The sequence below is a fragment of the Haliscomenobacter sp. genome (genome assembly GCF_033763495.1).
Taxonomy (GTDB): domain Bacteria; phylum Bacteroidota; class Bacteroidia; order Chitinophagales; family Saprospiraceae; genus Haliscomenobacter.
Map to the genome: position 1 here is coordinate 1 of NZ_JANRKL010000162.1, position 14,148 is coordinate 14,148.

The 14,148-nt window shown below is 41.4% G+C and carries 14 protein-coding genes; 9 read left to right on the top strand and 5 right to left on the bottom strand.

Annotated features, from left to right (window positions below; translation table 11 throughout):
* On the top strand, positions 1–2,875 hold a 2,875-nt coding region (locus SFV55_RS17085), incomplete at its 5' end, for a leucine--tRNA ligase (RefSeq protein WP_413776717.1).
* A gap of 116 nt (positions 2,876–2,991) precedes the next feature.
* Here SFV55_RS17085 and SFV55_RS17090 read toward each other — a convergent pair.
* From SFV55_RS17090 to SFV55_RS17110, 5 genes are read right to left on the bottom strand one after another with little or no spacing between them, the layout of a single operon-like run.
* Positions 2,992–4,131, bottom strand: a complete 1,140-nt coding sequence (locus tag SFV55_RS17090; RefSeq protein ID WP_320030744.1) for an NAD(P)/FAD-dependent oxidoreductase — start codon at positions 4,129–4,131, stop codon at positions 2,992–2,994.
* The gene (locus SFV55_RS17095; protein WP_320030745.1) at positions 4,118–4,810 is read right to left on the bottom strand and encodes a methyltransferase domain-containing protein; all 693 of its coding nucleotides are present in this window, start codon (positions 4,808–4,810) and stop codon (positions 4,118–4,120) included. The genes SFV55_RS17090 and SFV55_RS17095 overlap by 14 nt, the downstream gene beginning before the upstream one ends.
* The gene (locus SFV55_RS17100; RefSeq protein ID WP_320030746.1) at positions 4,803–5,891 is read right to left on the bottom strand and encodes a type III polyketide synthase; all 1,089 of its coding nucleotides are present in this window, start codon (positions 5,889–5,891) and stop codon (positions 4,803–4,805) included. The genes SFV55_RS17095 and SFV55_RS17100 overlap by 8 nt, the downstream gene beginning before the upstream one ends.
* A gap of 4 nt (positions 5,892–5,895) precedes the next feature.
* On the bottom strand, positions 5,896–6,762 hold the full coding sequence (locus SFV55_RS17105) for a UbiA family prenyltransferase (protein ID WP_320030747.1): 867 nt from the start codon (positions 6,760–6,762) through the stop codon (positions 5,896–5,898).
* A 4-nt stretch (positions 6,763–6,766) separates the two neighbouring features.
* Entirely contained in the window at positions 6,767–7,312 is a 546-nt protein-coding gene (locus SFV55_RS17110) for a YceI family protein (protein WP_320030748.1), read from the bottom strand.
* Positions 7,313–7,664: 352 nt separating this feature from the next.
* Between SFV55_RS17110 and SFV55_RS17115 the strand changes: the two genes are divergently transcribed.
* The 8 genes from SFV55_RS17115 to SFV55_RS17150 all read left to right on the top strand — a co-directional run bounded on the left by SFV55_RS17115 (position 7,665) and on the right by SFV55_RS17150 (position 14,110).
* Positions 7,665–8,180 (top strand): hypothetical protein, encoded by a 516-nt coding sequence (locus SFV55_RS17115; RefSeq protein ID WP_320030749.1) that lies wholly within the window; start codon positions 7,665–7,667, stop codon positions 8,178–8,180.
* A 69-nt stretch (positions 8,181–8,249) separates the two neighbouring features.
* Positions 8,250–8,573, top strand: coding sequence for a hypothetical protein (locus SFV55_RS17120; RefSeq protein ID WP_320030750.1), 324 nt, complete (start codon positions 8,250–8,252; stop codon positions 8,571–8,573).
* 251 nt (positions 8,574–8,824) lie between these two features.
* The gene (locus SFV55_RS17125; protein ID WP_320030751.1) at positions 8,825–9,049 is read left to right on the top strand and encodes a hypothetical protein; all 225 of its coding nucleotides are present in this window, start codon (positions 8,825–8,827) and stop codon (positions 9,047–9,049) included.
* A gap of 18 nt (positions 9,050–9,067) precedes the next feature.
* On the top strand, positions 9,068–9,319 hold the full coding sequence (locus SFV55_RS17130; RefSeq protein WP_320030752.1) for a hypothetical protein: 252 nt from the start codon (positions 9,068–9,070) through the stop codon (positions 9,317–9,319).
* Between the two features lie 15 nt (positions 9,320–9,334).
* Positions 9,335–9,469 carry a hypothetical protein gene (locus tag SFV55_RS17135; RefSeq protein ID WP_320030753.1) on the top strand — a complete coding sequence of 45 codons (135 nt, stop codon included), beginning with the start codon at positions 9,335–9,337 and terminating at the stop codon, positions 9,467–9,469.
* A 138-nt stretch (positions 9,470–9,607) separates the two neighbouring features.
* Positions 9,608–9,928, top strand: coding sequence for a hypothetical protein (locus tag SFV55_RS17140; RefSeq protein WP_320030754.1), 321 nt, complete (start codon positions 9,608–9,610; stop codon positions 9,926–9,928).
* 263 nt (positions 9,929–10,191) lie between these two features.
* Positions 10,192–11,226: a hypothetical protein gene (locus SFV55_RS17145; RefSeq protein WP_320030755.1), complete on the top strand. Its 1,035-nt coding sequence runs from the start codon at positions 10,192–10,194 to the stop codon at positions 11,224–11,226.
* Between the two features lie 289 nt (positions 11,227–11,515).
* Positions 11,516–14,110, top strand: coding sequence for a tetratricopeptide repeat protein (locus tag SFV55_RS17150; RefSeq protein WP_320030756.1), 2,595 nt, complete (start codon positions 11,516–11,518; stop codon positions 14,108–14,110).
* The last annotated feature ends 38 nt before the right edge of the window (positions 14,111–14,148 follow it).

Genomic DNA, 14,148 nt, shown 5'->3' on the forward strand with positions numbered 1-14,148 from the left:
GGAATACAAACCACGCGAAATCGAAAAAAAGTGGAAAGCCTACTGGGATGAGCACAAGGTCTACAAAGTAAGCCACCAGAGCGATCGCCCGAAGTTTTACGTTTTGGACATGTTCCCTTACCCATCGGGAGCCGGATTGCATGTGGGGCACCCCCTCGGCTACATCGCTTCAGACATCTATGCGCGGTACAAGCGGCTGAAAGGGTTCAACGTATTGCACCCCATGGGATACGATGCCTTTGGTTTGCCAGCGGAGCAATACGCCATCACCACCGGAGTACACCCCGCCAAATCCACTGCCGCCAACATCGCCCGTTACCGCGAGCAGTTAGACAATTTGGGTTTCAGCTTCGATTGGGATCGCGAAGTACGCACCTGTGAGCCCTCTTACTACAAGTGGACGCAGTGGATTTTTGCGGAGTTGTTCAAACACTACTACGATAAAGACCAAAACAAGGCGATGCCCATCGAAACCCTGGTGGCGCGTTTTGAAAAAGAAGGCAATACCCAGGTCAACGCCGCCAACTCTCAGGACAAAAGCTTCAGCGCTGCCGAATGGCAGGGCATGAGCAAAAAGGAGCAGTCAGATGTGTTGATGAACTACCGCCTGGCCTATAAAAAAGCATCCTACGTCAACTGGTGCGAAGCCTTGGGCACTGTATTGGCCAACGACGAGGTGAAAGACGGTGTATCTGAACGCGGCGGTCACCCCGTAGAACGCCGGGCCATGATGCAGTGGTCCTTGCGCATTACCGCCTATGCCGACCGTTTGTTGTACGATTTGGACAACATCGATTGGTCAGATGCCATGAAGCGCATGCAGGGCAATTGGATTGGCCGTTCGGTAGGTGCACAAATGTTCTTCCCCATTGCGGGTTCGGAGCAAAAAATTGAAATTTTCACCACGCGCCCGGATACCATTTTTGGCGCGACTTATATGGTGTTGGCCCCCGAGCACGATTTGGTGCCGGAATTGACTACCCCTGATCAACAAGAAAAAGTAGACGCTTACCTGAGCTACGTCAAAGCCCGCTCCGAACGCGAACGTATGGCCGATGTGAAGGAAGTAACCGGGGCCTTTTTGGGCTCTTACGCCATCAATCCATTTACCGAAGAACAAATTCCAATCTGGATTGGCGAATACGTGTTGAAAGATTACGGTACCGGCGCCATCATGGCCGTACCCAGTGATGATGACCGCGACGATGCTTTTGCCCGCAAGTTTGGCTTAAAAATCATCGATGTAGTCGACAAGTCCAATTACCCCGGCTCCACCCGCCACGATAAAGAGGGCATCATCATCAATTCCGGCTTTTTGAATGGCATGGAAGTGCCAGCTGCCATTGATGAGATGTTGAACCGCATCGAGAGCATGGGCCTGGGCAAACGCCAGGTCAACTACAAATTGCGCGATGCCTTGTTTAGCCGCCAACGCTACTGGGGTGAGCCTTTCCCCGTGACTTACGATGCCGATGGGATTGCTGAGGCAATGGCTCCCGCGGATTTGCCTTTGGAATTGCCCGATATGGATGATTTTAAACCCAGTTCCGGCGGCCAGGCACCTTTGGCGCGGGCAACGGATTGGGTGAATTTGCCGAATGGCATGACGCGTGAAACCGACACCATGCCCGGTTCTGCGGGCTCGTCCTGGTATTTCTTGCGCTACATGGACCCGCAGAACGATCAGGAGTTCGCCAGCCAGGATGCGGTGAACTATTGGCGGGAGGTGGACTTGTACATTGGCGGCACCGAACACGCGGTTGGCCACTTGATGTACTCCCGGATGTGGCACAAGTTTTTGTACGACAAAGGTTTGGTGCCTACGGTTGAACCCTTCAAAAAGTTGATCAACCAGGGCATGATCCAGGGCGTAGTAGAAAACCTGTACATGCAGAAGGATAAGGTGAATGGGGTGAACCGCTTCATTTGTGCTTCTTTGTTGGCTGAAGAAGAGGCCAAGGGCCACAAATTCACCAAATTGCCGGTATTGGTAGATTACGTGACGGATTATGGCTTACCTTCCTCACACCTGGATGAGACTGGGGTGAAACAGTTCATCGCCTGGCGTCCCGATTACGCCGATGCTATTTTTGAGGGCACCGACGCCATTTTCCAAAATGGAGTGGTAACGCCGAAAGCAGGCAAGACGGGCGCTTTCCAGTTGATCACTCAATCGGAGGTCGGCAAAATGTCGAAATCCTTGTACAACGTGATCAACCCCGATGACGTTGTTGAGCAATACGGCGCCGACTGTTTCCGCATGTACGAGATGTTCCTGGGGCCAATCGAACAAGCCAAACCCTGGGACACCAAAGGCATCAACGGGGTGTATAACTTCTTGCGCAAATTCTGGGGGTTGTTTTTTGACAAACAAGGCAACTGGTCAGTTTCAGATGCCGAACCTACTCGCGAGGAATGGAAAATCCTGCACACGGCCATCAAACGGATCACCGATGATGTGGAGCGCTATTCCTTCAACACCTGCGTGAGTACCTTCATGATTGCTACCAACGACCTGCAAAAAGCAGGCTGCAACAAGGTAGCGATTTTGGAAGAAATGGTGCAGTTGATCGCCCCCTTTGCGCCGCATTTGGCGGAGGAATTGTGGCAGGGCCTGGGCAAATCTGGCTCGGTACACCACGCCAATTTCCCGGTTTTGAACGAGGCTTATTTGGTGGAAGATACCATCGAATACCCCGTGCAAATCAACGGCAAATTGCGCACCACGGCTGCTTTTGCGGCGGATACCCCTCCACAGGTTTTGGAAAAAGCCATTCTGGAGCTGGAAGCGGTGCAAAAATGGACCGAAGGTAAGGAAGTGAAAAAAGTGATTGTTGTTCCGAAACGGATGATCAATATTGTGGTGGCGGGGTAGGTTGGACTGCTGCGCTATAAAGTTACAAAGGCTCTGAGGGATATTCTCTTGGGGCCTTTGTGGTTTAAAACCTGGAAAAGTCATCCCTGAAGACCCCAGACACCCCACCGCCAAGCCTAAAACGGCAGCCCATGCGTTAACCCAATCAACCGCTGGGTGAGTGCTGGCAGGCGATTCAATGTTTTTAGGGCCAATTGAGTGCTTTGTTTTTTGCCAAACAAAAGCTGGAGGTATTGCCCTGCCCAAATTCGGTTGTTGAAATTGGCTTTCCAGGCAGCGATATAGCGCTTGGCCAATGCCGTTTTATCAATTTCACCGCGGTGATAAAGCAAAATCAAACCCGCCAATATTTTGGAAGCCCGCATGGCCATACTCATACCATTGCCACAAAGAGGAGTGATTGCTCCAGCGGCATCGCCCAGCATAAACATGCCGTTGAGGTAAGCAGCTTTGGGATGAAAATAGATGTTGCTGATTACCAGGGGCGAATCATACAAAAAAGTGGATTGGGTAAAATATTTCTTCAGCCATGGGTTTTTATACAGCACCTTTTCTTCCATGGTTTTTAGGTCATTGCCCGCTTGTTGTAGGTTGCTGGCTTTGGAAAGGTAACACAAACAATATTGATCCTTATCTACTTTCGAAATCCCACAATAACCGTCCTGAAAGTTGTGCAATTCGATGCGATCTGCCGCCAAATCCGTCTGGATGTGGTACTTGACGCCAATGTAGTTGGGTGAATTTTTGGAAATGGGATGGCTGGGTTTGGCGAAGTTCGGGGCATATTTCCCAAAACTTCCACAAATCAATTGTGCAAAATAATGGCCTTGACTGGTGTGGATAACCGATACCTGATCATCGGCGGCCTTTACATCGTTTACCTTACAATTTTCTAAAACTGTAACGCCCTTACTGCGCGCCAACTGGCACAAATACTGATCCAAACTGTACCGGCTGATCCCAAAGCCGCCCAAGGCAAGGGAGCTTTGCAGCATAAATCCACTTTCGGCAGATATGCCCAATTGTTTGATGATCGGAAGTTGGAGATCAGCTAGTGGAACTCCTAGTTTAGTCAAAAAATCCCAACTTTCCATGGAGATGTACTCTCCGCAGACCCGATGCTGCGGGTAACTGTTTTTTTCAAACAAAACGACTTCCATACCTCGTTGAGCGAGTTGGATGGCCAGGCACAACCCACCCAAGCCCCCACCAATAATGGCGCAAGGGTATATTTTAGGGGTATTATTTGTTTCCATAGACGATGACTTCGTGGCGAAAAGCCCATTTATTGATTACGGAAAAATGGGTTGCGCCAGCTTTTTTGAGCAAAGTGATCCATTCTTTTTTGGTAAAACCGCGGGCAACCGAAAGGGGGGCGTCGTTTTTTACCAAATAGGATTTAGAAAAAAGGGCGGTGAGTATTTTGATGGCAAAGTAGGCAAAGGTATTTCGTTCCAAATCGTTGATCAAAAGAACGATTTTTCGATCGAGGGCAAAGTGAATGAGTTCAATCAACTGGTTTTCATCCAGGTGATGGCAGAAAAGACAAGCGTGAATGATGTCAACCTCGGGTATATGCAGAAACATATTGCGGTAGTCATCGCAAATGAATTGAATGTCCTGAGTCCTTTGTTGGCGAGTGGCGTATTCAATGCATTCGGGTTTCAAATCGATTCCGAAGAGCCGGAAATCCATGTTTTTGCGCAGCCGCCTTTTTTGGATGTGTTTCAAGGTATCGCCGCCACCGCACCCAATGTCAATAAGGGTGTATTTTTGATGGGGCTGCACCACTTTTTTTAGTGCAGAGAAAGTAATGTTGTACCCTCCCAATAGCGTATTGATTCGATCCAGTTCCCGCAGGTTCTGAAACAAGTCGGCGGCGGGAATCCCGGCTTCGTCCAATAATTCTTTTTGCAAACTTCGATTTTCAAGCATAGCACAATCGCATGGTTTCTACGGTCAATCCAGGACCAAATGCAGCGGCAAAAATGGTTTGTTCTTCAGCTGAGTGCTCCAATTGATCCAGAACATTTTTAAGTACAAAAAGGACAGTTGGTGACGACATGTTTCCATAATCCCTGAGTATTTGGTAGGAAGCCGCCAGATCAGTCGGGCTGAGCCCCAAGGCTTTACCGAAATTTTCAACAATTTTTTTGCCACCAGGATGAACCGCCCAATGGTTGATCGATTCTGGGGTGATTCCTGCTCCGTCGAGCATTTTTTTCATGTTGTTTTTGATCAAATCGCCTACATAGGAGCTTAGGTTCATAATAAAACCGGTTTCGGAAAGCTGCCACGCCATTTCATTGCGGCTGTCAGGAATGCAAAAGGAATCAAAACCCGTAATGGCTAAATTTTTACTGGAAGGTTCGTTTTGGGGCTGACTACTGAGCAAAACAGCAGCACTACCATCGCCAAAGAGGACGTTGCAGAGCAGATAATCCTGGTTGTAAATGGTTTGAAAATGCAGGGTACACAGCTCTGTGCACACCACCAATACCTTTGCATTAGGCGAACTGCGGCAAATGCCATCAGCTTGTTTGAGGGCAATGATGGCAGCATTACAGCCCAAAAAATTGACGCTGCTGCGGTGGGTATTTGGAGGCAAGGATAGCACTTGTAACAATTCAATATCCAAACCCGGTGCCGACAATCCCGTGCAGGTAACGGTGATGAGGTGGGTGATGCTGTCTTTCTGCTCCTCAAAATCGGGTAAATTCCGGATGGCTTTAATGGAAAGGGGGAGCGCTTCCTTTTTGAAAATGGCCATGCGCTGGGAAAGTGTAGGCGAGGGGAGTAGTTGTTTGTTTTTTGGGAAAAAAGTAAATTGTTCGGGAGACAATCCATAATCCTCCAGCACGGAGTAGCGGGTGGAGGTCCCCGATTTGGAATCGAGGATTTTCATTTTTCGTTTTACGGCTACATCATCAGTAGAATTGGTATAAAATGAAGTCAGTACTTCTTGTTTGTATCCATATTCAGGAACGGCAGTAGCAATATTTTGGAGGTAACTCATTCGTTTAATTTTTTAGCAATAAAACAGCAAAGCACGCATTCATGGAAATTGCGGCAATGATGTTCATCAACATGGTATTCCGGAAATTGGCTTGAGTGGTGCTTTTGAAAACCTGGATTAGCCAATAAGTGAAAAAAACCGCAATCGGGGCAAAAAAGGCTTGAAGAATAAAAAAGTCACCCACCTGATTCATTTTGTTGAAATACAAGTAGTAACAAAGGTTGCAGGCAGCAAACATTACTGCCGAAAATACAAAAGTGCCCCGATACCCCAATTTGTAACTGATGGTCACTACGCCATCATCCAAATCTTGCTGGTGCTGATAAATCTGCGTTAGCGGATATACACCAGCGATTTGTAGTGAGCAAGCTGCCAAAACCAAAATGGTAGTAGCATTTAGATCCATCATTACTTTGGTAACACCCAGGTAGGACATGAAAAACGTAAAACCACCCTGGAAAAAGGTTACAACCAGAAATCCCAAAATGGGGTATTTTTTTAAGCGGATTTGCCGAGCACTGTATGCGCGAGATGCCAGAATGTAAAGGAGTAAACACAATGAAAAAGCTATATTGACCAAAAAAACCGCGAGTAAAATTGCCATGACATCCAATATCAAGGTAACGTAAAACAGCTTTTTAGTGGGCATTGGTGGTTTTTCCAGTCCGCCAATGCTGCCTTCATCCCGATCAATGTAGCTATTGTAGCCATTGCTAGCTGGATAGACGAGGAGATGGATGATGAAAAAGGGAATGCATACATCCATCCAGGAATATGTTGTGTCAATCTGGCTGAGGGCCAACAAAAAGACGGGCATCAGGAGAATTGAAAAGGGGATTCTAAGCAGTTTGAGGGTATTTAGGTCAATCATTGCATTACATTGAAAAAGTGGCTTTAATGGAGATGTTTACCGTGTTGCTGAGCGTGATGCTAGATTTACCAACACCATAAGTCAGGCGATTAATACTGAATTCTGTGGTTTGGAAATCTAGTGCATTGCCATTGGGCGTCACGGTGAAAGGCAACTGTATGGATTGAGTAATGGCCTTGATGCTGAGGTTGAAAGTTCCCAAATAGCCACTATCCGTTTTGGTGATTTTGGTGGCGACTAAGGAAATCACCGGGTATTTTTCGGCATCAAAATAATTTTCACCTTTCAGATGCTTATCGCGAAGGCCAATACCGGAATCCAGAGAATTGACTTGTACGGTGGCAGAAATTTTACTTTTTTCGAGGTTATTGGCATCAAAGAGTACCTCCGCAGCTACTTTTTTGAAACTTCCGTTGGTATTGACCCCGGCATTCTTGATTTTGTACACTACGTTGGCACTCTGCAAGACCAGATTTTTTTGGGCAGACACAAAAGTAGTAGGGCTAGCTATGAATAGTACCGCACAAAATAGGATACTCAATTTTATCATTTCACGATGGATTTTAAATGTTGAATCCAATGGCTTTGGCTGTACATTTATTGGACAGCAGTGATGCACTAGCCGGAAAAGCACGTTATCAAACAACACTAGATTTATTTTAAGGTTTTGCGTTTTTTTAGTGTTTTGTTAATACCCGACAGAATACAATTATCTTCTATCCTTCTTTTTCGCAAGCGCTAAGACAGCTTTTCTCCTTGCTAATGCCTCCAAAATCCAGTTTGGGCAGGATGGATGGAAAAAAGAGGAAGACTTGGACTAGCCTGCATTTTTTAAAATAAAAACACAAAAAATATTTTATAATAAAAACAACAAACTTTATATTGTAGTCTAATTTGTTTCCATGGCCAATAACTACGACCGGATATTCAAAGAAAACATCGAATCCCTCTTGTTGCCTTTGTTGAATAAACTATTGGGACTCAAGCCGCCAAAACTTGCGCCTATTGATGCGAAAATGCAGGTCACTCAAGAAGCAGAAATGGACCATATACGCCGAGTGGTACACGACGACCCAGAACAGGATTATGGACTGCAAATTGAATTTCACATTACGGACGAAGATTTGCGGAAGCGAAACCTACTGCATTATGCGCTTTTTCACCACATCACGGGCTTGCCATTGCGACAAATAGTGATCTATGGCGGTACTTTAGCCAATCCGAATCACATCCATCAAAATCAATTGACCCTTAGTGGGCTTGATTTGCAATATGAGGTGATTGTGCTAAAGCAGATTCCTAAAGAGCAGTTCCTTCATTCGGAAATCCCGGAAGAAGTCGTACTGGCCATTCTTTGTGACTTTGGTGATGATGACCCCGCAAAAGTGGTAAGGGATATACTGTACAACCTGAAATGAATCCTACGCAAGTCCAATCGAATCAAAAAGTTTCAAAAACAATTGCTAATTTTATCACGTTTAAGAAAAATGGAACTCATCGTAAAAACCGAAGTGGAAGCCATGACGATTCACTATGACATCGAAACTGACGGCCTTTTTTTGAAGGGTATCGAAGAAGGCATCGAGAAAGGTATCGAAAAGGGCATTGAACAGGGCATCGAACTGGAGAAACAAGTGTTCGTTCACAAACTCTGGGCACTCCAGGAGTTTTCCCTTGAGAAAATAGCCCTACTGGTAGATGTCAGTCCCGAAAGGCTGATCGAAATCTTGCGTGCTTATCTGCAAGCAGAAGGGCAAACTGAGGCTGAGGCGGTACGTACGATTGAGGCTTATCGGGAGAGGTTTGTGTAGGGTTGAACCGGGCGCACTTTTTTAGTGTGGATGTTAAGACTTGGACTAGGGGGGAGGTTGAACTACTGCGCTATAAAGTCACAAAGGCTCAGAGAGAATTTTCTCTTGGGGCCTTTGTGGTTTTGATAACTTCCTTCAATCTTCATGCTTACTACTCTCCGTTCTTTTCCAACAATCCTTTTAAAGACATTGAATCAATCAAAAAAATGACCTAACTTTGAAAAGTTGAATCTAAAAATGCATCCACAAACATGGAGAACATCAAGATATATGATGAGGTGGCCACTTTTTTAGCACAATCTGCTCCTGTGCAAATCTTGGCTTATCGGCCTTCAGAAGCGACACAACATCGTTTTGATGACCTGGTATGGAAAAAAAAGGAGCAAATGCTCAGCGCTGAAGAAGCATCGGAGTTGGAACACTATTTTATGTTGGAGCATATTTTCCGCTTGGTTAAAATACGTGCTGCGATTTGAATCGAAAATTCCAAGATGATGAGCACTGAAGATCGAATTATTTTGGATTACATGGCCATGCTAAACCACCTTGGTCCTGATTTGAAATTGCGCCTGATCATGCAATTGACCAATAGCCTCAGGAAGGAATATGTAGAAAGCATTCCAGAAAAAGGTGAGTCCTGGAAGGGTTTGTTTGGTGCATGGCGAGATACCGATGAGCATTTAGCACAGTTCGTGAGGGAGGGGAGATTGCCTGATGGTGAAATTTCAAGCATTGACTATAAATGAAAACACTGCCACCATATGGAAGATCTACGCTTTTTAGAAGCCGTTAAACCAGTTGAAAAGTCGCTAAGTTTGGACGAAATGATTGCCCACCAACACTATACTCCTCCTACAAAAGAAACCTTTTTTAGCCAAACCGAGGAATTGAAGTGAGATGAATCTTTGGAAGAACTCTTGGAAATGCTGGATTGATGAATTGGGCATTGGCCCCCAAGCAGATGAGTCTGACCAGGAAAACTAAAGAAGCAGTAGCCCAACGTGCGTTTAAATTGTTCAGTCAATAAAAATGCTATGAAAGTCAACCAAATACCACAGCATTCAACCATCGTTGCTTTTTTGAAGTCTAAAGGCTGGCTAGAGCAAAGTCGAGACCAGCATGTTTGTATAATGACACCTCCGGTTTCACTTTCTTTATCAAAAAACTTCGAGTATCAAGTCACGCTCAATGACACGCTTGTTGATTACCGAGAATATGCGATTCGCTTGGTATTCAGTATCGCGGAGTTGTATGCGTTGAATAAGTGGGATTTGCTGGAGTTGCTTTCTCAGCGGATTGAAGATATTCAAAAGGATATTGAGTTAAGAAAGGAGTTGGTGGCGCACGCGATTTGAAATGGCTATATGGTACGAGTCGAAAACGCTGTACCAACTTAGGTTACACAGTTGTTGTCGGTAAGACCTGTTCCAGCGAAAAACAATTTACTAGGGTTTTATTTTAGGAGTTAAAGTTTAAGATTTGGACTAGGGTGGGACCATGAACCAGCATAGTGACTGTGCAGCTAGTTGATAAAGCTTGGGTTAGAAAATATATTATTAATTCTAACCATGATTGGTTTTGTTGTTTTCGCAATTATTAATGTAATTAAAAAATAGGTATGAACAAAAGGCTGAAACATGTTGAAGAATTAATTGGAAAAGATGAAATTCTTGGAGCAATTAAATATTTAGAAGATATAATTGCACATAATTCTGGGCTAACTAAATATCGAAATGAAATTATATTGTTAAATGCAAGATTTCATGAAATTCAAAAAATGGATATAATGGGTCTTTCCAGCCGAGAAGATCATCAACTTTCAATCAATAACTTGAGGAGTAATATCCTCAAATTAACAGTAAATATCTCAATAACTTTAGAGGAAAAAGCACCAAAACCAACTGCGGCACCAACGAGTACATTAGGATGTGGTCCTATCATACTTCCTTTGATTGTTGTTAGCCTAATTATTGGAATAGTAGGATTGTCGTATAATTATTTTTTTCATATATCTAATGCTAACAAACTGTCGATTTTTGGAAAGGTGTACGATGCTGATGATAATGTACCATTAAAAAATGCGCGAGTAGAAGTTATAGATTTGATTGGTGTTTTTTCTAATACAGACTCAAATGGGGCTTTTGAGTTTGAAATTGAAGATATAGATGAAAAATACTTAGAATTTCAAGTTATTCATGCAAACTATGAAACACAAAGCTTTAAGATTCTAATAAAGCCTAATAAAAATAATGAACAGAGTTTGGAAAAATTTTTATTGAAAGAAATAGAAAAAGATGAGCCAAACTATTTCTCAAAATCTTACGAAAATTCTAGCACTTTAGATTCTGAAAACAATGACCTGAATGAAATCGATAATAGTAGAGAATCACTTAGGAATGAAAGGATGCTTCAGGGAACTTCAAAATATATGGAACTAACGATCTTAGTAAATTCGGAATACAGTAACTCAGAGATTTTTATCGATGGCACTCCTGCAAATATTATTAAAAACACCTGGCTTTCAAAAAGAATTTCTTTGAAAGTCGATAATATGATTCATGAACTAAAATTAATTTCAAAAACCGATACATGTTTGATGACATTCTATTCGGATAGAGTAAAGAAAGAAATAATAGCCTGCCCTTATAATTAAAATATGTGTTGACTATGAAAGCAACATCTAAGGTTTAGACACCACTTCATTGTTAGGAATGCCGCTTTCCAGTTTCATTCGAGATATTTCAGTTATCATTCCTTAGGTTGACCACGCTCAGATTGTATTTAAAAGTTTTTGATCTGATTTTTTTGCTTTGCTTATTGCTTTCCTATCCTTCTTTTGTTACTTTTGTCATAGGCTTATTTTGACCCATAAAAGAAAATTTAAGTGAATTAGCCTATTTTTATCAAAAATTCATGCAGCAATGAATTTAAAATATTGAATTATGAAAAATAAATTTGTTTTCATCGTCTTTTTTGCTATTCAAATATTTATTTCTCTGGTTTTAACCGGACAAGTCAACAATATATATGTAGATGATTTTACTTATAATGATGGTTCAAAGGATCAAATTACTCAAGATTTAACGAGAATATATGAAACGGCAATTTCGAATAACTTACCTTCAGGATATAAACTCCTGATGAGGAGATCAATAGCCAAGCTTGAATATCACAGGCAAAATGAAGAAGAATTGACTAATGGAAATCCAAAAAGAGTATATGAAAAAGCAAGGTTCGTAATTTTTGGCTCTGTTCGGCCTATTACCACCAATGCTTCAGAAATAATTAAAGAATATAAAGTAAATATTGAGTTTGTAAATATTGAATCAGGTGAGGTCAAGGTTGATGAAATTACGCTAAAAGAAGACAACTTTAAATTTAATTCGGAAAACCGACAAATACTTAAATCATCTATGGATGCGATTTTTGGCAGGAAAGATGAGAATAACAGTGGCTTTAAAAGTGGAAATTCTTTCAATATTATGATACTTCCATTCGAAAACTTAGATGATTGTTTAAAGCGAGATATATGTTTGGAAAGAACAATAGTTAATAGATTTTCTTCTTTTAAAGAAAGTGACAATTTAAATATTGAAGCAAAATTTTTTGATAAATACGAAAAACCATCTAGCTTTAGTGATGCTAGAAAAATCGGCAAAGCGAATAATGCAGATATAATTATTTGGGGAGACTATGTTGAATCATGCGATGATACATCATCCGCGTGTTTAAAATTTGCAATTATTGATGATTTAAGCCCAACCATTCCCGGTTCTGGCGAAGAGAGCGAAAAGTTTATGAATGCCTTCGATATTAAAAATGGTTATTTACAGAAAAAGACCGATTTTGTCATATTTTGGTCAATAGCAAGATCGAAATATGACGAATCTGATTTTAAAGGAGCTTTGAAGTATTACGAAATGATAAATACGAATGGAGAACTTATTCGAGAAATTGAAACCATGAAAGTATATTGTTTACTGCGCTTAAACAGAATTGAAGAAGCACAAGTTATTTTTAATCAAATTAAATCTATTTCCAATAAGGCTTCAGATTTTTATAAATCAGGCAGATTGCATCTTCGGAAACGTGATTTTCAATCTGCTATTAATGAATTCACTAAAGCCATAGAATTAGATAAAAACTTTGCTGTCGCTTATCTTTATCGGGGAGATGCTTACTATTATATTGGGAATACTCAGAGGGCTTTACATGATTACGAATCAACATATTATTTAAAACCCTATATATCGATTCTAGCGCGGAAAGAGCAAAGAACATCGGTTTTTAGTGAAAGTACATTTAAGAAAAGCACCTTTGATAATTCAATTATGAGACACAGTTATAAAGGTAACTCTTTTGATTCATGTACTTTTAATAATTCGAACTTTGCATTCTCAAACCTTAAAGGGTACAAATTTTATAATGGGAATGATTTTAACAGTTCAATTCTAAACTTTTGCGCTTATGACAAAAGTACAGTTTGGCCGAAAAAAATTGACCCCACAAGTAGGGGAGCAATTACTATTGATTCTGTAATTAATGCATCTATAAAACGCGCAGAAAATCTATATCAAGATTCAATAATATTTTTTGAAGAAATCAGGGAGATATATTATGCGCTATCACTTCATTATATTCAAGAGGAGATGCCAACTGAAGCTTTGTTGTATGTATCTAAAGCTCGTTCAATTCCAGAACTTCCAAATGTTTTAGATAGAAATATCTTTGACGACGACCTCCTCGAACTTGATATTAATATCCTTCAAGCGCTAGGTTTTCAAAAATATCAGGAAGGTTCGTTTGAATCTTCAATTAAGTATTTATCGAAAATAATCAATATGAAAACTGCTGGCCAAAACATTGATTCTTATGTATTATTTAACGCTGCAGGAATTCTTGGGCACTGTTATCGCCAGTTATCACAGTTAGACTCAGCGATTTTTTATTATTTTTTAGCGATTGACGAATTCAGAAAACTACCTCTTTACACCAAGGGTGATATGATAAATGGTGGAATTATTCTGCAGTTTAGTCCATTTATTCAAATACTCTCAAAAATAAAAGATTATGATAAACTTGAAAAAACACTATCAATTCTAATCAATTCCATCGAGGAAATTTGTCAAAATGATAAGAATGACCTTAAAAAGTATCAGGAGGAATATTCTTTACTTTGCTTTAATCTTGGAATAACTAAGTCAAATATAGCTGGAATCTTTTTAAAAACTAAACAGTATTTGAAAAGCATTTTTTATCTCGATGAGGCAATTGTTTTCTTTTACAAATCAGGGCTGGAGGAATCTAAAGAACAATTGTGTTATAACCTTAATGTGAAGGCAGTTAACCTTTTTGAGATGGGTAATCATTCTTCTATTGTAGATGTTGTTGCGAAAAACATTAATTTGTCTATAGAAAATAGTACTTTTTCTTGCGGCTGTAATTCACTAGACTTACTTGATAAAGTTGATGACAAATTTATCGATAGAAAAGCTTCCAAGCTTTTTGAAAAATATCGAGGCAGATATTGTAATTAGCGTTTATTCTCAATTCGCCTTAGCTGAACCTCACCCAG